Genomic DNA, 19,431 nt, shown 5'->3' on the forward strand with positions numbered 1-19,431 from the left:
TGAAGTCGTCGCGCACCCTTACAAATTATTTTATTGTAAAGGTGAAGCTATCAGTATAACGAGTATCTGCTTCCTTTGGCTAGCAAGACAATAGAACAGGTGCATATACCGCAAGTATAAGGCGTTAGACCAACTTAACTGAAATCTCTTGGTCATTAGACATTTCAGTTTTTGAAGAATTCATCGCTGTTCGCTTTGTTCTATCAAAAACATCACCCGCTAATTGGCCACAAGCTGCGTCGATATCATCACCACGAGTGCGACGTGTGATCACGGTTAAACCGTATGACTGTAAAACTTTATCGAAACGGTCAATTCGTGAATTACTTGAGCGTTTATAAGGCGAGCCTGGGTAAGGATTAAACGGTATAAGGTTAATTTTACTGGGTAAGTCTTTCAATGCAATTGCAAGTTCATGCGCTTGGTCAGTACTGTCGTTAACGTGATCTAACATCACATATTCAATTGTTGCTTGTTTATTCGCTTTTGAACCCTCGATATAACGCCCCGCTGCAGCAATAAATTCTTCTAACGGATATTTTTTATTGATCGGCACTAAGACATCACGAAGTTTGTTGTTGCCGGCATGAATGGAAATAGCTAATGCACAATCTATTTTTTCTTTCAACATATCAAGCGCAGGAACAACACCTGAGGTACTTACCGTTACACGACGTTTTGATAAGCCGTAGCCTAAGTCATTCAACATAGTATCAAGCGCAGGAATTAAATTTTTCATATTCAATAACGGTTCGCCCATCCCCATCATTACAATATTCGTAATCGGGCGTTTGCCAGCAATACGGGTCGCGCCAATATCATTAGCCACACGCCATACCTGACCAATAATTTCACTCATTGATAAGTTACGGTTGAAACCTTGTTGCGCTGTCGCACAAAAAGTACATTCAAGTGCACAACCTACTTGTGATGACACACATAAAGTTGCACGATCGTTTTCAGGGATCCACACCGTTTCAACTTCTTGACCCCCTTCTAGGCGTAAAGAGTATTTTATCGTACCGTCTGTTGACACCTGTTTTTCTGAAATTTCTGGTGCACTGATTTCGGTATCACGTTGGAGTTTTTCACGAAGTTTCTTATTTAAATTAGTCATTAATTCAAAATCAGAGTAACCAAAATGATAGATCCATTTCATCATTTGATCAGCGCGAAATGGCTTTTCGCCAATTGAAGCAAAGTATTCACGCATCCCTTGATGATCTAAATTTAATAGATTTACTTTTTTCTTTACCGCAGATACGGTTGGGCTTACTACTTCAGTCACTTCACTCATGATTCACTACTTCTCAAACAACAAAATTACAAAAAAACAATTGTACAACTTTCATACAAAAAATGACAATTTACAGATTAAATCATATCAAATCTTAACACTTTTAATTAAACTTCTCTTTATGTAAAACAAAGGCTTAGCAAACTAAAAATTTTAAGGTTTATTATAAGTCTAAAAATAACAAAAGGATTTTACTGAAAACAGTAAAACCCTTTCATATTTCGATTTCTACTTTAATCACAGCAAATGAAGTGAATTCAAGGAGATTGCACGGAGCTTACGTTAGTAAGTGAGTACATTCGACGAAGCATTCGCAAAATTTGTAAAGATTAAAATCAGATTAACGAGTGCGTGGGCAAATTTCGTCGTCTGAGAAGAAGTAAGCAATTTCACGTGCAGCAGATTCTAAAGCGTCAGAACCGTGAGCAGCATTTTCGTCGATGCTATCAGCAAGATCAGCACGGATAGTACCCGCAAGTGCTTCAGCTGGGTTAGTAGCACCCATGATTTCACGGTTTTTAAGAACAGCGTTTTCGCCTTCTAAAACCTGAACCATAACTGGACCAGAAGTCATGAAAGAAACTAAAGCGCCAAAGAAAGGACGTTCGCTGTGTTCAGCGTAAAAGCCTTCCGCTTTTTCTTGGCTTAAGTGAACCATTTTTGATGCAACGATTTTTAAACCGGCAGTTTCAAAACGGTTGTAAATTTGACCAATGAAGTTTTTAGCAACTGCGTCTGGTTTTACGATAGAAAAAGTACGTTCGATAGCCATGATAAGCCCTTATATATATTTTAAATAAAATAGGTGTATAAATTTTGGCGCGATTATAGACGAATTCACACAGAAAAACTAATATTATTCACGAATAAACGGTTTTGCTTTTAATGTAGCGAAAGCAGATAAGTATGGCATTAACCATTATATTACCGCTTAATCTTTAACAAGGATAAGGTGATAATAAGCAATGCAGCTATTCGTCGGTGGTCAACCTAGGGGGTAACCCATTAGGGCATTTCATCAACAGCGTTACTTAATTGTCACCCTCAAAAACAATGTACAACGTTTAGTTAATAGCAGCTCGCAATAAAGTCATATAATTTAGGTAGCCAACGTTATTAAAATTACTAGAGTGATGATTCATAAAACCATGTAAGTATTCAACTTGTGTTATTTTTACATTCGGTTTTTGTTCAAGCTTGTTGATGAGTTCAAACACATCAAAGTGTGATTCATGTTGAGGAAACACTAAATTTATTTTATAACGCGGCGTTATCTCTGTGAAATTCCTGATTTGTGAGCCATAAAAGCAATAGGCTTGTTTAACAAAGTGATGATTGCTTAGTGAAAGCTTCCAAATAGCAGAAGCCCCAATACTAAAACCAATCAGTGTTGTCTTAGTATCAAGTGAAGCCAAAACGTTTAAGACTTTTGAAAAGTAAGCGTCAAGCCCAACCGTCGCAATGAAATAATTATAGGCATTTTCTTCATTATTAAAGCCCATACTCTTCCCTTGGTATGGGTCAACAATAATATTCGCTCCGAGTTTATCTTTGAGTTTTATTAATTGAGGAGTGAGGCCAAAGACATCTGAAACGATAATGATATTCATAATTCTTTTGTGCTCCTGCGTCTATTATTCTGTTTGTAGTTTTATCTTGAATATATCCTTTTGGCTAAGAAGACACGATATCAATGACAAGTAGTACTAAATGCTCTGCTGACTTTTCCCAAAAGCCTTTTTCAGACTCTTTTTTTTGATAATGTTTCTCTAGACATGCTTTGAATAGATCATCACCAAGTTTACCTCATGCTTTTCTGCGGTATTAACGACATGAATGCAACGAGTGCTGTCGGCTAATTGCGTAGATGTGCAACCAGAGATAACACTTAAAGTTAACAAGATCCGTATTCATTTTTTTGCTTTGATCTAACCTTACATTTAATATGCGCTAGAGTGCCTAAGCCAACTGCATATTGACATCCTTGCGCAATAATTTCACTTGCGTTTATTATAATGGTCTAATTAAACACACAGTAAATATTGAAATAGTACTCTCCTGATAATAGGTACTTTGCCTGCTACAGGCGACTAGCTGTGGCTTTATCAACAAACTAAAAAAGATCAGTAGGGATAAATCCACGACAATAAGTGATGACTAAGCAACTCTTTATTAGTGGGGAAAACCAATTTCTAAATTGAATTCTTCAGAGCTTTTCCAAAGGTTAAGCAGTATGTAAAATTCTTCTATTTCACTTGTGGAGGCGGTTAAGGTAAGTACTGTTTCAGAGAGGGTATTCATGCGATTAAATTCATTTTTTGTCATTATTAACACTCCTTGTTATTTGTTAATCAATTATGACTTAAATGTTATAAAAATCAAAGCTTGTTGGCCGTTAGTTTATAAATTTTTAAAGACAGGTTCGCTATAACAACTAAGATTATTAGCGGTGTTGTGCTTTATTAATAAAGGTTTTCATTAAAATCGCATATATTTTTTGGCCCTACAAAAAAATAGACCTAATACGGTCTATTTCTCAAATACGTATGTAATATAAGCTAACTAAACACTACTTCTACGATATTTTCTATATTCTGGCTTCCAAAAATTACGCTCTATTTTTGCCAGTAAACTTTCATCATCAATGCGCAAAGCTAAGTTTTGATCAAAAGCGACTTTAGCGACGGCAAAGGCTATTTTTCGACTTAAGCTCGCAATTTCGGTTAACGGTGGTAGTAGTTCACCTTGGCCTGTATTAGCAAGTGGTGAGGCTTCAGCAAGCGTTTCACTGGCCACCATTAACATTTCATCAGTCACTCGATTGATGTTCGCTGCAACAATACCTAACCCTAAACCTGGGAAAATATAACTGTTATTACATTGCACGATTGGAAAGGTTTTACCCTGATATTCAACCGGTTTAAATGGACTACCCGTAGCAACAATGACTTCACCTTCCGTCCAATGAATCACTTGCTCTGGTGTAGCTTCCACTTGTTTAATAGGATTACTGAGTGGGAAAATAATAGGCATAGGGCAATGTAATTTCATCGCTTTAATAACGTGTTCGTTAAATAGGCCAGGAACACCTGAAACACCAATAAGAATATCTGCCTGGGCATTATCCATCACTTCTAATAATGTCGCGTATTTACCTGAAATATCCCAGCTTGAAATTGCACAAGGAGATTGTACTAATTTTTGCTGGAAATCACGTAAATCAGCCATACCATCCGTTAATAAACCAAAACGGTCAACCATGAAAATTTGACTACGTGCTTGTTCTGCAGAAATACCTTCGCTGATCATTTGCGCAATAATTTGTTCTGCAATACCACAACCCGCCGAGCCACTGCCGACAAAAACAACTTTTTGGTGTGATAGTCTCGTTTCTTCACCTAGCTTGCGGCCTTTAATGCGACATGCCGCTAATAAAGTGCCAACCGTAACCGAAGCTGTTCCTTGAATATCATCGTTGAAACAACAAATTTGATCACGATACTTAGTAAGCAATGGCGTTGCGTTAGGTTGAGCAAAATCTTCAAACTGCAATAATACATGTGGCCAACGACGCTTCACTGCTTGAATAAAGATGTCGACAAACTCGTTGTATTCTTCTTGATTAATCCGCTTATGTCGACGTCCCATATACATAGGGTCGTTCAATAGTTTTTCATTGTTCGTGCCAACATCCAGCATGACTGGCAAGGTATATGCGGGACTAATGCCTCCACAAGCAGTATAAAGCGATAGCTTACCTATAGGAATTCCCATTCCTCCTATGCCTTGATCACCTAAGCCAAGAATTCGCTCACCATCGGTAACCACAATGACTTTTATTTTATTCTTTGTCGCATTGCGAAGAATATCATCCATGTGGTGTCTATCTTCATAAGAGATGAATAACCCGCGCGAGCTACGATAGATATCTGAAAATTGCTCACAAGCATCACCCACCGTAGGCGTATAAATAATCGGCATCATCTCAGTCAAATGTGCTTGGACTAATCTAAAAAACAAGGTTTCATTATTATCATGAATAGTACGCAAATAAATGTGTTTGTTTAAGTTGGTTCGAAACTTATTATATTGCATAAATGCACGTTCAACTTGCTCGTCGATAGTTTCATAACGAGGAGGCAAAAGGCCGATTAAATTAAAGTTGGTGCGCTCTTCTTCATCAAAAGCACTACCTTTATTTAATAGTGGCGTTTCTAACAGACTTGGACCGGCATAATGGATATATAATGGACGTTTTATTTTTATTGTCATAATAATTTTTTATCTGGACTATAGGGTTGATGAATAGTGAAAATTCATAATGATGATATAAAACGGTAGTATAGGTCAAATCAGGCTTATAAAACAACCAATTACCGATGAGGAGTAAAAAAACATCTTTAACTTACCGGTCTTCAATCAATCTCAGAAATCCACGCGAGTTGTATGGCTTCTAGCACTCTTTCGCCACAGTGCTTTGGATCATCATCAAAATTTTCAAGGGCGACTACCCATTGCATCAATTCTGGAAAATGTAAGGTCAGGGGATCAACATCCGGATGTTGTTCCATTAAATCTAATGCTAACTCTAATGAGTCTGTCCAACGATATCCCATAAATAATTCCTATGTTTAAAAAAGATTAAAATAACAGGTTAAACCACAATGCATCTATTGCAATCATAATAATTAACCAAATAAACATTCTTCGGTATTTCAGGCAAAACTGACAATCGGTTTGCCACCATTTTTTCAATGTTTCTTTCATTAAAACAATTCACCTTCGTGCTTTGCCATGAGTATAATCTAGCAAACAATATTTATCTAAAATAGTAGAGAATAGAGATGAATGAAATTAAATTTACATCTGCCCAAAAAGAATTACTGATCCATAAGCTACAGCAGTACTTTTCAACCGAACTCGAACAAGATCTTGCTCAATTTGACGCTGACTTTTTACTTGATTTTTTTACTAAAGAAATGGGCAATCATTTTTATAACCAAGGTATTTATGATGCGCAGCAATTACTAGCAGAAAAACTCGACGACATTACAGATGAAATGTTCCAATTAGAAAAACCAGCCAATTAATTATCCGCTTAAAAAATAAGTGAAGATGCAGTAACTTTTTATATTTTTTCACCACTCGTTGATTTATCGCAACGATTATTATAGTAAATGCGCTAAAATGACATTAATGTTCCTTTGAAACAACAACTATGATGCAAATTACCGATTTAAAAGAAGCGCAGAAAACTCTCCCCATATTTCGCTTAGGCTTTCGTCCCTTTTTTTTAGGGGGTGTTATTTTTAGTTTAATTGCCATTACCTTGTGGTTATTGATTTATAAAGGGGCCGTTAGTTTTATTCCTTACGGTGGAGGGTATTGGTGGCATATTCATGAAATGATTTTTGGCTTTGGTAGTGCAATTATTGCCGGTTTTTTACTCACTGCAGTACAAAATTGGACCGGACTTCCTAGCGTAAAAGGTAAGCAGCTTGCGGTACTATTCTTTTTATGGCTGTTAGGCCGTGTTGTTATGTTAATGCCTGATTTATTAGGTCACTCATTAAGCGCGTTTATAGATTTAAGCTTTTTGTTAGCGGTGGCTTATACCCTAGCAAAACCTATCTTAGCGATAAAACAATATCGAAATTTATTCTTTGTGCCTTTATTAGTCTTATTCACGATCGCCAATAGTGAAATGCACTTAGCCAGTATTTATCCACAAAGTGTTTCATTGAACTACTCTGGTTATGCTGGGGTTTTATTAGTCGTGTTTTTAATGTCTGTAATGTCAGGGCGCGTTGTACCTATGTTTACCGCTAACGGCACTCAAACGACTAAAGCGACACCTACACCATTACTCGACAAACTCGCCAATGGCAGCTTAATGCTTGCTATGCTGATGTTATTGTTACATCCATTAATTGGTTTTGTTCCAATGCTTTTTGGTATCATATTAATTTTTGCTGGCTTGTTTCAGTTGATCCGGTGGTTGAGATGGCGTCCTTGGATAACACTCGGTGTGCCCCTTTTATGGTCATTACATTTTGCGATTAAATTCATTTGGTTTGGCCTTATCTTACTTGGATTTAGCTACATTATTGATGATATACCTACCCATCATATTTGGCATTTATTAACCATTGGCGGTATGGGTGGTATTGTCTTATCAATGATTTCTCGTGTTTCTTTAGGACATTGTGGTCGCCCTTTAACGCCCCCTAAAATGATGTCGTTCGCGTTTGCATTTATAACACTATCAGCAATGGCTCGAGTCTTTGGTCCTTGGTTGATGCCAGAAAGAACCCTGTTATTTGTTGATATAAGTGGTTTTTGTTGGTTAGTTGCTTTTGGACTCTTTACTTTTTACTACGCGCCAATGTTATTAAAAGCAAGAGAAGATGGCCGCCCTGGTTAAACAAAGTCACGCTAATTTTTATCGAGGTAAAACAAATAAATACAAGGTATAAAATTTAGTAAGTTGTTATTCTACTTATCAATTTTATAATGAAGTCGTTATTCGTTTTACCCCTTAAAAATGAACAGATATATAATCAACTTGGTTATGTCTGTGATTGTCGTTTTTTTTCACCTTAAATTAACTTAAGCTACCCCTCTCACTTTATTTTTGAAGATAGCCATGCAAACCGTTTTTTTAGATCAACAAACTTTTAGCCCAAACATTTCTTTGGCAAGTATTGAATTTCAGGTCAGCAAGTTAATTTGTTATGCAACAACGACAAACGACCAAGTGCTTGCACGTTGTAAAAATGCTGACATTATTATTACCAATAAAGTGGTTTTATCTAAAAATATACTTGAGCAATTACCTCAGCTGAAATTAGTTTGTATTGCCGCAACAGGCATGAACAATGTTGATCTGGCTGCAGCGCAAGTGCTTGGCATTAGTGTTAAAAACGTCAGTGGTTATTCACAAGCTTCCGTGAGCCAATATGTGTTTGCGCAAATGCTTGAATATTTCAGTAATACCGCACACCACAACAACAATACTAAACAAGGGCATTGGCAAAACAGCGATACTTTTTGTTTTCATGGTAAAGGCAGTCAAGAACTTGCCGGAAAAACGATAGGCATTATTGGCTTTGGGTGCTTAGGTAAGGCCGTGGCAACTATTGCCGAAGCTTTTGGTATGAAAATACTGATTGCTGAGCGTCAAAATGCAACAAAAATAAGGGAAAACCGCCAGAGTTTTAACTATGTATTACAAAATGCTGATGTCATTAGCTTACACTGCCCGCAAACAGATGAGACAACAAATTTAATAAACCGTGCAAGTTTATCGCTAATGAAACCCTCTGCACTGTTAATTAACACCGCTCGTGGTGCCTTGGTAAATAGTGAAGATTTATTAGAGGCATTAAAGAATAAAGTAATCTCCCACGCGATACTTGATGTTTTAGAACAAGAGCCTCCTGCGGCTAGCCACCCTTTAATAAGTGCCCTGATGAAAAACGACATAGATAATTTATCTTTAACCGCACATATTGCTTGGGCAAGTATTGAATCACAGCAGCGATTAATTAATTTAGTTGCTTTGAATATTAAAAACGTTAACCCCCTATAAATTTTTATTTATAGGGGGTTGATAAAGCATCACTGAACTTAGTGCTATTCAGTAAATTCAGCTGGCACTTAATAGTAACAGTTAACTTTCTCTAATAAGGTAATCAAATGCTGATAATGATGCTTTAGCGCCTTCACCCATAGCAATTACAATTTGTTTGTAGGGCACAGTTGATACATCTCCTGCGGCAAATATGCCGGGTTCCGAAGTATGACATTTCTCATCAATAATCACTTCGCCATACTTTGTACATTCCACAACACCTTGTAAAAAGTCACTGTTGGGTAATAAGCCTATTTGGATAAAAATACCCGACAAGCTTTGCTGCTTCATTTCACCTGTTGCTCTATCTTCATAAGCCAGCGCAACAACCTTACCATTTTCTGCAATTACTTCTTTGGTCGCAACATTTTTGATAATCGTAATCTTTTTATGTGCTTCCGCTTTTTCTACCAAGATGTTATCTGCTTTTAACCCCGGTAAAAATTCAAATACAGTCACATGATTAACCATGCTCGCCAAATCTAACGCAGCTTCTATGCCTGAATTACCACCACCAACCACGGCGACATCTTTACCTTTAAAGAAAGGGCCATCACAATGTGGGCAATAAGCAACACCTGAACCTATATTCTCTTTCTCTCCCGGTATACCCAGCTCACGCCATTTAGCACCGGTAGCAATAATAACCGTTTTAGACTCAATAACCTCACCACTAGAAAGGTGTAACTTTTTCGGTGCTTTACTTTCTGGCTGCCCTTTTTCAATTTTTTCGACACGAACAAACTCTTTTGTCGTTATCTCGTAATCGTTTAAGTGAGCTTGCATATTACCCGTGAGTTGTGTGCCTGTTGTTTTAGATACCGAAATTAAGTTTTCAATACCCACTGTATCTTTAACTTGACCGCCAAAACGGTCAGCAATAATAGTGACATTTAGCCCTTTACGCGCAGCATAAATAGCAGCAGCAACGCCAGCAGGACCTGCGCCGATGACAGTAACATCTTGTAAGGGCAACTGTTCATTATCATCGCCATCTATAATATAAGGAAAACGTTCAATAAGTTTGTCAACTAACTGCGCCGTATCTATTTTTCCGTTCGCAAATAACTTACCATTTAAGTAAACACTGGGCACACCTTGAATATTGCGTTCATCAATTAACGTTTTAAATAAACCACCATCAATCATTTCACTGCTAATGCGGTCGTTTAATAAAGCAAACTGATTCAACGATTGCACAACATCAGGACAGTTATGACAGCTTAAAGAAATGAAGACTTCAAAATGTAAGTCTTCAGTGATTTTCTGCACCATTTTAGTCAAGGTGCCATCAAGTTTAAGATCAGTACCTGATGACTGTAATATAGCAAGTATCAATGAATTAAATTCATGACCACTGGGGATGCCAGAAAAATGTATACCGTTATTTTTGCCTTCAACCTCTAAATAAAAAGTAATTGGACTACGTAAATTTTCGTCACGTTCAACGACAATGAGGTTGTCAGATACGGAAGATAATTCTGTTAAAAATTCTTTTAATTCGTTGCGTTTTTGATGTTCACCCGTCTGTAAAACAAGTGATACTTTGTTGGACATATTCTGGGTATAAGCTTTTACTGCATTTAAAATATCTTCACTTAACATGGGGCTACCTCATTATTTAGATTGTTTGATTAACATAAAACATGTCATCTTATTGGATGGAATGAAGCGGAAGTCGTTAACGGTGATAACGACTTCCGCCAATTTAGAGCGTGCCTGACTTAAATTTTACCAACTAAGTCTAAACTAGGTGTTAAAGTGGCTTCGCCTTGTTCCCAAGCTGCAGGACAGACTTCACCATCGTTTTCACGAACGTATTGTGCAGCTTTAACATTACGCACCATGTCTTTCGCACTGCGACCAATACCGCCAGCATGTATATGAGCGACTTGAATAACACCATCGGGGTCGACTAAGAATGTACCTCGGTGTGCCATATGATCTTCTTCAATCATCACATCAAAACCACGGGTAATTGTGCCCGTTTGGTCACCGATCATTGGAAATTTAATTTTACCAATTGCTTCTGAAGAATCGTGCCATGCTTTATGTGAAAAATGGGTATCTGTTGATACGGAGTAAACTTCAACACCTAAGCCTTGCAACTCTTCATACTGGTTTGCCATATCTTCTAATTCAGTAGGACAAACAAAAGTGAAATCTGCTGGGTAGAATAAGAAGATTGACCATTTGCCTTTAGTGCTCTGTGATGTTACTTCAACAAACTCGTCGTTATGAAATGCTTGAGCTGTAAATTCTGGGATAGTTTTGCCTATTTGAGCCATGTGTAATTCCTCTGGGTTATAAAAATCTTTAGTTAAAAGGTTTTGTTTTAAAAGCATGTTTGCTTTCGATGTGGGTATACTAAAGTTAACTCAGTAATAAATAAATTTGATTAAATTGATTTTAATGTTCTAAAAAACAGAACTATTGAAATGAGCAGGCGCAATAGAGGGTGAATCCCCTGTTAAGATAATAAAGTTGAAATCGTAATTAAAACAGCAGCAAAGAAGATGACTAATTCCATAATTCTGATTAAAATAGCCTTTACGTTCAATAAAAATTATCATCAACAACATGATCTCAATAAAACAATTACACTATGCACTCGCCGTTGAAAAGACCTTACACTTTAAAAAAGCCGCAGAGGCATGCAACGTATCTCAATCAGCCTTAAGTACAGCAATCAATGAGCTTGAAAAGCAATTAGGGATGATCATATTTGAGCGTAATAACAAGCAAGTCTTAGTCACCCCAAAAGGGCAATTGATACTTAATAAAGCCAAAAGAGTAAAATTAGAACTAGACGAATTGCTGCAATTATCACAAAGTGATAACCAACCGTTTTCCAGCCCAATGACCCTAGGCGTTATTCCAACTATTGGCCCATACCTTTTACCTAAAGTACTGCCCGAGGTAAGACATCAATATCCAAATTTCAAATTAAGAATATTAGAAGAACAATCACATACTCTGATTGATATGGTTAGAACCGGAGCGATTGACGCAGCAATACTTGCGCTGCCTTATCCTGTAGAGGGGTTAATGAGCTTTGATTTCTGGCAAGAAGACTTTTATTTAGTCTGCCATAAAGATGAATGCCCTCAAATGATGGAAGAAATTACCAATGATGAGCTAGAGACGGAAAAACTAATGTTATTAAAAGATGGTCATTGCTTAAAAGAGCATGCATTAGCCGCCTGCCAATTACAAAACCCAAAACAAGGCTCTGATTTTGGTTCAGCAAGTTTACATACACTCATTCAAATGGTTGCGGGTAAACTGGGTACAACACTCGTACCGCAAATGGCATTAGACCAATTAACTCATAATGAATCGGAACTAAGAGCGATTCATTTGAATGAACCTGGGCCACATAGAACGATTGCCTTAATCATTAGACCTAATTATGTCAGAACTAGTGAATTAGGCCTGCTCAAAGCTATTTTTACAGCACAACTCACGCAAAAGTGTAGCTAATATTACCGGTTAGATACTTCAATTAAATAGAACTATATATTAAATTTTATCAAATTTACTGAATGTCGATGTTAGGCCACAATGGTTTTATCTTAAATACATCAGGTAGCCAAAATGAAAAACATTATTAATAACATCAAAAATATTTTTAATACAACAAGTGATAAAAAATCCGAGGTTAATTGTAACTACTCAAACAACTATTATGGTGATCAGTATTGCCAAGCAAATAAAAAATAGGGTTAATCAAAATCAATGACCCCTTCCTCATGCTCGGCTCGTTTAACAATACACGCTTTTAAACAAAACGCTGCAGACTCACCATCGAAGGTGGTGGTCTTTGCACTCAAAAAGTAAGATGGAATATACCATGGGTATTTTTCAACATCATCAGCAACCTTGACGATATCGTTTAAATAAAACATTTTAAAATTGCGAGATTATCTAAGAATCATTCACAGCAACATCAATGAAAGAATAAAGCTTTATTAGAAATAACTACTTTAAATACAATCAATTAAAAACATGAGATGATGGTTTATCTATGGAATCGGATATCATTTACAACAAATAATTTAACCATCCACACTATTAATATGGACTTACCTCATGAAAAAAACACTCTCAATAGTTATCACTATTATTCTATCGATTGGCCTCGTAGCCCCTAAATTGGTAGGGAATCAATTTTCGACAACACTTAATGTGATCGCTGAGAAAATGAATAATACGCCGAGTTATACTGTAGAAATTCAAACCATTAACTCACACTGGTTTTCTACCGACGCACTAGTTACCCTAAGTTTAGATACCACACACTTAACCGGGTTATCGGATCCAGCCCTTAGCGATGATGACTCTGTAGTTTTTGAAATAAATGCCCAACATGGTCCTTTCCTTTTTAATGAACAAAGTAACTTAGCTTGGTTATCATGGACTGCAAATGTTGATGGTGAAACACTTCGAAACAATCTTGATTGGTCAGATAATACAGACTTTTTCCAAGCTAATGGCTTAATAGACCTCCTTGGTGATTACGACTACCAAGATACCGTAACGGCATTCACTGCAAACATAACAGATGAAAACGTTAATTTAGTGTTTAGTGGTTATCAGGGAAATGGGCAATATAATGGGCAAGATCTTACCTACCAAGGTAATGTGGCAAAGTTAACAGCAACGTCTAATGAAGGTGATTTTTCCATGAATAATTTCACTGTAGATATGTTAGTTAACGCCTCATTAGAAGAAATATTTAATAACAACTTCTATGACTCTGCAACAACGGTCAACTTCTCTTCGATTAACTTTAACAATAATGAAAGTGAAATCATCAATCTTACCGACCTATATGTCTCTGCTTCATTATTATTAAATAAAGCAGAAAAATCAGCTAATATTCAGGTTGCTTATGGGATTAAAGCCGCAGATGTTAATGAGTACCAAGTTCAAGATTTAGCACTTGAACTAGCGATTAATAATATCAGTGGACAGTTTATTAAAGCCTACCAAGATTTTAGTCAAACACTAAGTGATAGCAGTGCGGAAGACATGCAAGAAAAAATGTTTAACTTTACACAAGAAAATTTACTTTTATTGCTCAGTGCTGGACCAGAAATTAATATCACTAGCTTACGAGGTACTTTTCCTGAAGGCAAAATGAATGGCACAATGCACACCAGTTTAGTTAATGTATCAGCATTACCAACGCCAATAGAAGATCAGCAATTTTGGTTTTCTCATGCACTCATGAATGGGGAAATAACGGGCGATAAAGCCATTATTGAATTGTTCGCTGAACAATTTATGAAGAAACAGCTACAAGCTAACCCGCAAACACAAGATATGACAACAGAAGAAATAGACAAAATGGCCGCTCAACAAGTGCCTCAAATGTTAAATATGTTAGTGGAGCAAGGCTTGTTAGTTGTAACAGACACCCATTACACAACTGATTATATTTTGAAGGACAGTCAATTTAAAGTGAATGAAAAGCTTATTCCACTGCCTTTTTAAACTGATTAGCCGCTATTATTTGTGGATCGTCAAACATAATGAGAAATGCGTCACACGATGAGAAAATTTAACATTTAAGTTACACCGGAGAAAATTTTTGTAACTCGTCAACGATCCAATAAGGTCAGCAAAGATACGATCAATGTCATTAACTTAAGGTTAATTTATTCATTTACAATAAGTTAGCTAATTGCTAACCTGCCTATGAATTAAAAATAGAGAGAAATCACCAATGAGCTGTTCAGTATTTAATTCAAATAGTACAAAAACTAACCAATGAAATTCATTCAACTGAGTTTTTAGAAAATCACCGCAAAAAACCTACCGATTTCACTCGAAACCGAACGCTGACTTTTCCTCGTTTAATGAGTTTTTATGTTGAATGCTCTTAACGGTTCAATTCAAGCTGAACTTTGTCGGTTTTTCAATGTTATCGATGATAGCTACTTGTCAAAAAAGTCAGTGAGTACCGCTGCTTTTTGTAAAGCTAGAATGAAACTATCTCATCAAGCATTTATTGAATTAAACGACGATTTAGTTCAAACGTTCTATGAAGCGGCAACCATTGATAAATGGCAAGGCCATAGACTGCTAGCTGTTGATGGCTCAGTCACACAATTACCTAAAACTGACAAACTACTTAAGCATTTTGGTAAAGCTCGTTCACATGCTGATATGCCTGCCGTGCGTCTTTCTCAACTTTATGATGTTAAGAATAATATTACTCTAGATTTATAGGTAGAAAGTCATTCAACAGGAGAGCGTGAAATGGCACTGAGGCACTTAACTAAAACCCAAGCAGGCGACTTAGTCGTTTATGACAGAGGTTACCCTGCCGTTTGGTTTTATAAATACCATAGGCTAAAAAATGTTGATTTCTGCATGCGCATTGTTAAAGGCTCTAATGTTGTTAAAGCCTTCTTAGAAAGTGGGAAATATAGTGATATCGTTGATTTTCCTTGTCTTGAAAAGTCTCTTCAATGATGCCGAAAAGATAAAATATCGACAGAGTCACTACAGTTAAGATTAGTGCGAGTTGACCTGCCATCAGGTGAGCCAGAAATTTTGGTTTCATCATTAACAGATATACAAGCTTATCCTACTGCTCTTTTCGCTGATTTATATTTCCAGCGTTGGGGGGTTGAAGAAGATTACAAAGTATTGAAAAGTCGTCTCAATATTGAGAATTATTCTAGTGTTTCTGTTGAAGGTGTTTTACAAGACTTACACGCTAAGCTATTGACTAAAAACTTTGCTGCTTCTGCAATCCATGATGCAAAACGAAAAATAAAGAAGCCAAAAAAAAATAGGCTCTATGAATATAAAATCAATTTCACCTTTGCGATAAGTCAACTGAAAGATAATATTGTTCGGTTCACAATGAAGTTAGCTGAGTTTAAGTTATACGAACTACTGATAAGTAAAATATCAAAAAATTTAAGTATTATTCGACCCAATCGTAAATTTTTTAGACAAGACCGTAGAAAAAAGACAAATAAGTACCCAATGAATTATAAACGTATGTGTTAAATCCTTAAGTTAATGACATTGAAGATACGATAGTGGACGTTCCCAAAAGATAAAAACATGGTCTATTGATGATAACTTTTTGCCAATAACCTGTTAAGGCTGAATGAGAAAAAAAACAACATTGCCGCCAGTCATTAAGTCGCATTGGGATGACTTCAAAGTGATCGTTATAGTCATCAATACATAGCTTTATGCCCTATATTTGCTGAGACACTATTTATGCCATGTTACTGAAAGTCTCATTAATATATGTCAGACAGTTAAGCTCAACTGTCTCACTATAGCAGAGCACTTACAATACAGGGCTTTGCAAGATCCAAAATACCAATATAGGAATTTGATATATTCTATGTGTATTTTTATTTAATTTCTATAAAACACTTCCCTTAGCCCCTTTCAATCAAAAAACAAGGTTTAACAAAACAATGCGCATTAACAAAAGCGTGTTAGATGTCAAATCCTCGCTAAATCAATAATGTCATGCTAATTTTAATAATAATGATAATGATAATGATAAGTTGAGGTGTGAACAGTTATGATTAAAAAACTTAAAATAAGCTCAAGGTTAGCAGTAGGCTTTTTACTGCTAATATTGATATTTACAATATCATCCGTTAATTCAATATTTGAAATTACCACTATTACAAAAAGCGCCAATAAAGTTGTTGAGTTACGCATACCTACCGCACAGGCAAGTGCTAGTGTATTAAATGGTGTCAATCATGCCCTTGCTGCATTAAGAGGGTGGATGCTATTAGGTAAAGATAAGTTCAAAGATGAACGACAGTCAGCCTGGGACATTGAAATAACCCCCGCAATAGCAACATTAGATAAAATGTCGGCTAATTGGACAAATCCTAAAAACATAATTAAGTTAAAAGAAATAAAAGCCTTGTTAAAAGACTTTAATCAAGAGCAGAAAAATATAGAAAATATAGCACAAACTCTTCAAAACATACCTTCAATTGAAATGCTATATCAGCAAGCCGTACCCCAAGCGTCTATTATGTCTAAAGAAATAACAAAACTCATTGATATCGAACTAAATCTTAAAGCAAATAGTGAAAGGAAAGCTTTACTAGGAATGATGGCGGATGTTCGTGGTTCGTTAGGTTTAGCACTTGCTAATATCCGTGGTTACTTATTATCAGGGGAGACTCATTATCGTATCACTTTTGAGCAGTTATGGGATAAAAATCAACGCAGGTTTTCAGATTTAAAGACACAACAAGCCATATTGAATGCTGAACAAAAAAAATCACTAACAATATTTTCAGAAGCAAGGGCTGTTTTTTCACCTTTACCAAAGCAAATGTTGGACTCTAGAGGACAAGATGACTGGAATTTAGCTAATCATTGGTTGGCATCGAAAGCAGCTCCCTTAGGATTTAAAATAAAAATAATTTTAAGTGATATGGCTATTAATCAAAAAACGCTATTAAAAAATGATGCTAGTATTTTGGTTGCTAGCAGTAATAGAGCTGTATCAATGGCTTGGGTATTACTTGTTGTAGGTGTTATTGTTGCAATTAGCTTAGCCGCAATAATCATTAGAAGTATTATCCCTCCCCTTAATTCCATATCTAAAAAATTATTTCAAATAAAAGACAATAATGATTTAACCATTAGTCTTGATAACCAAGGCAGTGATGAAATTTCAGCTATGGCTGATGCTTTGAATGATTTATTTAGCACATTTAAAGTGTCTTTACATGAAGTTTCAAGTGCAAGTAATCAAATATCAGTAACCGCAAAAGAAACATCAGTAATTTCAAATCAAATAGTAAATTCTATTCAAAATCAAGCAGAGCAAACAGAGCTAATTGCAACAGCTATGAATGAAATGACCGCGACAACGAAAGAAGTAGCTCAAAGTATATCTATTTCCGCTGATGCTTCTGATGAAGCTCATGAGCATGTAAGTACCGCCACAGAAATCATGAATAAAACTATTCTTACTATTAATGATTTAGCATACAAAATATTGAACACCAGTCAAACGGTTAATGAAGTAGAGCAAAATAGTATTAAGATAGCTAATGTACTCGAGGTAATTAATTCAATAGCTGATCAGACCAATCTATTAGCATTAAACGCTGCTATTGAAGCAGCTAGAGCAGGTGAACAAGGCAGAGGTTTTGCAGTGGTCGCAGATGAAGTGCGAGCGTTAGCGGCAAGAACACAAGAGTCTACTGGTGAGATCAGTTCCATTATGAATGACTTACAACAAAGTGCTAAAAATGCTGTTACCTCTATTACCCAAAGCAAAGAGCAAGTTGATGAAGTTGTTAATCAAGCTCAGTTATCTAGCGAAGTACTTGTTACTATTTCAGAAGTTATTACAAATATAAATGATATGAGTAACCAGATAGCTACTGCATCAGAGGAACAAGGTGTTGTAGCAGAAGAAATAAATATGAATGTTGTTAATATTAATGATAAAACCCAAGAAAATGTTGAGGCTATAACGGAATTATCAAAAGCAGGACGTGAATTGGCACAGTTATCTGTACAGATGCAAACTTTAGTATCAAGGTTTAAAGTTGTATAACTATAGCGTCAAATTTCATCTCAAATATAACAATATGTATCTGTACTAGCGTTTTTTTTGTGTATAAATATTAGTGATTAGATTACAAATATCAGCATTATATCTGAAATTAATGTATTCCACTCGTTATGTGGGCATTGGAATACAACTATGCTGGTCATTAAAGAGAGTTGTTTTATTAAATGTAATCAAGCCCCTTAATCACAGAATAAAGTGAACGTATGATTTTATGTGTCTTAAGCTCTTGCGCTATTTGACTAGCCGAAAAATCCTTAGGCATCTTTTTTAATTTGGCTAAATCGGTAAAAGTGCTACTTGATTCAAGTAACTTAAGTAACGTTACTTTTATTGCTTGGTTTAAGTTTTCATTAAGAAGTATCTCGATACGGCTTCGTTCATTTGATAAAGCGGTTGATATAGTGTCTTGCATTGCTGTGTAACCACCACAGGTCAGACCCTTGCAGCAACCTCTGACTTGTCTAGGGTTATCTCGAAAAAGAACTTTAATGCGGTTAGCGTGGCATTGACTGTGATGCTCGAAACACCGTGATTAACCATAAAAAGTTGAAATTCATGCAACTCTTCTTGGGTGGTGGCTTTAGGTAAGTGTTGTAAATATTGACAGAGTTTGTTATCACCACGGACATACGCAATTTGTGTTTTAGTGGCAAGTTTACACATGATCATGTCTTCGTTAAACCGTTTGCGTAGTTGTTCTGAAAAGTATGGGCTGATGTTCATAGGATATTCTCCAATCTAAGATGAGGCGACATGCATCAAGACTTAGTGTAGGAAAAAGTGAATGTGTATAGGGATGAACGATGCTAACCAAACACACCGTTACCGCGGAGCGGTTTAGTTCTTAGAGCTTAAACCAGCCCAACAAACAACCAGTAAATTTTGGTTGGAATTGTCTTGAAT

20 protein-coding genes are annotated in these 19,431 nt (G+C 36.2%); 9 read left to right on the forward strand and 11 right to left on the reverse strand.

The genetic code is table 11. The features are described from left to right. Positions 1-124: 124 nt before the first annotated feature. The 6 genes from H4J52_RS11815 to iscX all read right to left on the reverse strand — a co-directional run bounded on the left by H4J52_RS11815 (position 125) and on the right by iscX (position 5,913). Positions 125-1,297, reverse strand: coding sequence for a bifunctional tRNA (adenosine(37)-C2)-methyltransferase TrmG/ribosomal RNA large subunit methyltransferase RlmN (locus tag H4J52_RS11815; protein ID WP_182177145.1), 1,173 nt, complete (start codon positions 1,295-1,297; stop codon positions 125-127). A 340-nt stretch (positions 1,298-1,637) separates the two neighbouring features. Then, entirely contained in the window at positions 1,638-2,069 is a 432-nt protein-coding gene (ndk, locus tag H4J52_RS11820) for a nucleoside-diphosphate kinase (protein ID WP_182177146.1), read from the reverse strand. Between the two features lie 292 nt (positions 2,070-2,361). After that, a complete protein-coding gene (locus tag H4J52_RS11825; RefSeq protein WP_182177147.1) occupies positions 2,362-2,907 on the reverse strand; it encodes a hypothetical protein in 546 nt (181 codons plus the stop codon). Between the two features lie 562 nt (positions 2,908-3,469). Continuing rightward, on the reverse strand, positions 3,470-3,622 hold the full coding sequence (locus H4J52_RS11830) for a hypothetical protein (protein ID WP_182177148.1): 153 nt from the start codon (positions 3,620-3,622) through the stop codon (positions 3,470-3,472). A 237-nt stretch (positions 3,623-3,859) separates the two neighbouring features. Further along, positions 3,860-5,569, reverse strand: coding sequence for an NAD-dependent malic enzyme (locus H4J52_RS11835; RefSeq protein WP_182177149.1), 1,710 nt, complete (start codon positions 5,567-5,569; stop codon positions 3,860-3,862). A gap of 143 nt (positions 5,570-5,712) precedes the next feature. Then, on the reverse strand, positions 5,713-5,913 hold the full coding sequence (gene iscX / locus H4J52_RS11840; protein ID WP_182177150.1) for a Fe-S cluster assembly protein IscX: 201 nt from the start codon (positions 5,911-5,913) through the stop codon (positions 5,713-5,715). 228 nt (positions 5,914-6,141) lie between these two features. Here iscX and H4J52_RS11845 point away from each other — a divergent pair, with 228 nt between their 5' ends. The 3 genes from H4J52_RS11845 (at position 6,142) to H4J52_RS11855 (ending at position 8,888) form a co-directional block, all read left to right on the forward strand. Beyond that, on the forward strand, positions 6,142-6,387 hold the full coding sequence (locus tag H4J52_RS11845; RefSeq protein ID WP_182177151.1) for a DUF2164 domain-containing protein: 246 nt from the start codon (positions 6,142-6,144) through the stop codon (positions 6,385-6,387). Between the two features lie 128 nt (positions 6,388-6,515). Further along, positions 6,516-7,721 carry an NnrS family protein gene (locus H4J52_RS11850; protein ID WP_182177152.1) on the forward strand — a complete coding sequence of 402 codons (1,206 nt, stop codon included), beginning with the start codon at positions 6,516-6,518 and terminating at the stop codon, positions 7,719-7,721. 222 nt (positions 7,722-7,943) lie between these two features. Next, entirely contained in the window at positions 7,944-8,888 is a 945-nt protein-coding gene (locus H4J52_RS11855) for a D-2-hydroxyacid dehydrogenase (RefSeq protein WP_182177153.1), read from the forward strand. An 81-nt stretch (positions 8,889-8,969) separates the two neighbouring features. Here the strand turns inward: H4J52_RS11855 and ahpF are convergent, their stop codons facing one another. Together ahpF and ahpC are read right to left on the reverse strand one after the other, a co-directional pair. Then, a complete protein-coding gene (gene ahpF / locus H4J52_RS11860; protein WP_182177154.1) occupies positions 8,970-10,535 on the reverse strand; it encodes an alkyl hydroperoxide reductase subunit F in 1,566 nt (521 codons plus the stop codon). 119 nt (positions 10,536-10,654) lie between these two features. Next, positions 10,655-11,218, reverse strand: coding sequence for an alkyl hydroperoxide reductase subunit C (gene ahpC, locus H4J52_RS11865; protein WP_182177155.1), 564 nt, complete (start codon positions 11,216-11,218; stop codon positions 10,655-10,657). Positions 11,219-11,510: 292 nt separating this feature from the next. On the opposite strand from ahpC, the gene H4J52_RS11870 reads away from it, so the two are divergent. Further along, positions 11,511-12,413 (forward strand): hydrogen peroxide-inducible genes activator, encoded by a 903-nt coding sequence (locus tag H4J52_RS11870; protein ID WP_182177156.1) that lies wholly within the window; start codon positions 11,511-11,513, stop codon positions 12,411-12,413. Positions 12,414-12,655: 242 nt separating this feature from the next. Here H4J52_RS11870 and H4J52_RS11875 read toward each other — a convergent pair whose 3' ends face one another. Further along, on the reverse strand, positions 12,656-12,838 hold the full coding sequence (locus H4J52_RS11875) for a hypothetical protein (protein WP_182223622.1): 183 nt from the start codon (positions 12,836-12,838) through the stop codon (positions 12,656-12,658). Between the two features lie 184 nt (positions 12,839-13,022). On the opposite strand from H4J52_RS11875, the gene H4J52_RS11880 reads away from it, so the two are divergent. The 5 genes from H4J52_RS11880 (at position 13,023) to H4J52_RS11890 (ending at position 18,510) form a co-directional block, all read left to right on the forward strand. Then, positions 13,023-14,429 carry a YdgA family protein gene (locus tag H4J52_RS11880; protein WP_182223621.1) on the forward strand — a complete coding sequence of 469 codons (1,407 nt, stop codon included), beginning with the start codon at positions 13,023-13,025 and terminating at the stop codon, positions 14,427-14,429. A gap of 375 nt (positions 14,430-14,804) precedes the next feature. Continuing rightward, a complete protein-coding gene (locus H4J52_RS20005; protein WP_259367852.1) occupies positions 14,805-15,167 on the forward strand; it encodes a hypothetical protein in 363 nt (120 codons plus the stop codon). Between the two features lie 30 nt (positions 15,168-15,197). Beyond that, on the forward strand, positions 15,198-15,413 hold the full coding sequence (locus H4J52_RS20010) for a hypothetical protein (RefSeq protein ID WP_259367853.1): 216 nt from the start codon (positions 15,198-15,200) through the stop codon (positions 15,411-15,413). A gap of 45 nt (positions 15,414-15,458) precedes the next feature. Beyond that, positions 15,459-15,959 carry a hypothetical protein gene (locus H4J52_RS20015; RefSeq protein WP_259367854.1) on the forward strand — a complete coding sequence of 167 codons (501 nt, stop codon included), beginning with the start codon at positions 15,459-15,461 and terminating at the stop codon, positions 15,957-15,959. 535 nt (positions 15,960-16,494) lie between these two features. After that, complete coding sequence (locus H4J52_RS11890; protein WP_182223620.1) at positions 16,495-18,510, forward strand: methyl-accepting chemotaxis protein; 2,016 nt, start codon at positions 16,495-16,497, stop codon at positions 18,508-18,510. 178 nt (positions 18,511-18,688) lie between these two features. On the opposite strand, the gene H4J52_RS11895 is transcribed toward H4J52_RS11890, so the two are convergent. Both H4J52_RS11895 and H4J52_RS11900 read right to left on the reverse strand, forming a co-directional pair. Continuing rightward, positions 18,689-18,940, reverse strand: a complete 252-nt coding sequence (locus H4J52_RS11895) for a hypothetical protein (RefSeq protein ID WP_182223619.1) — start codon at positions 18,938-18,940, stop codon at positions 18,689-18,691. Positions 18,941-18,960: 20 nt separating this feature from the next. Continuing rightward, positions 18,961-19,251 carry a phage integrase N-terminal SAM-like domain-containing protein gene (locus H4J52_RS11900; RefSeq protein WP_182224749.1) on the reverse strand — a complete coding sequence of 97 codons (291 nt, stop codon included), beginning with the start codon at positions 19,249-19,251 and terminating at the stop codon, positions 18,961-18,963. Positions 19,252-19,431 lie beyond the last annotated feature (180 nt).

This window comes from Colwellia sp. MB02u-14 (assembly GCF_014076915.1).
In the GTDB taxonomy this organism is placed as follows: domain Bacteria; phylum Pseudomonadota; class Gammaproteobacteria; order Enterobacterales; family Alteromonadaceae; genus Colwellia_A.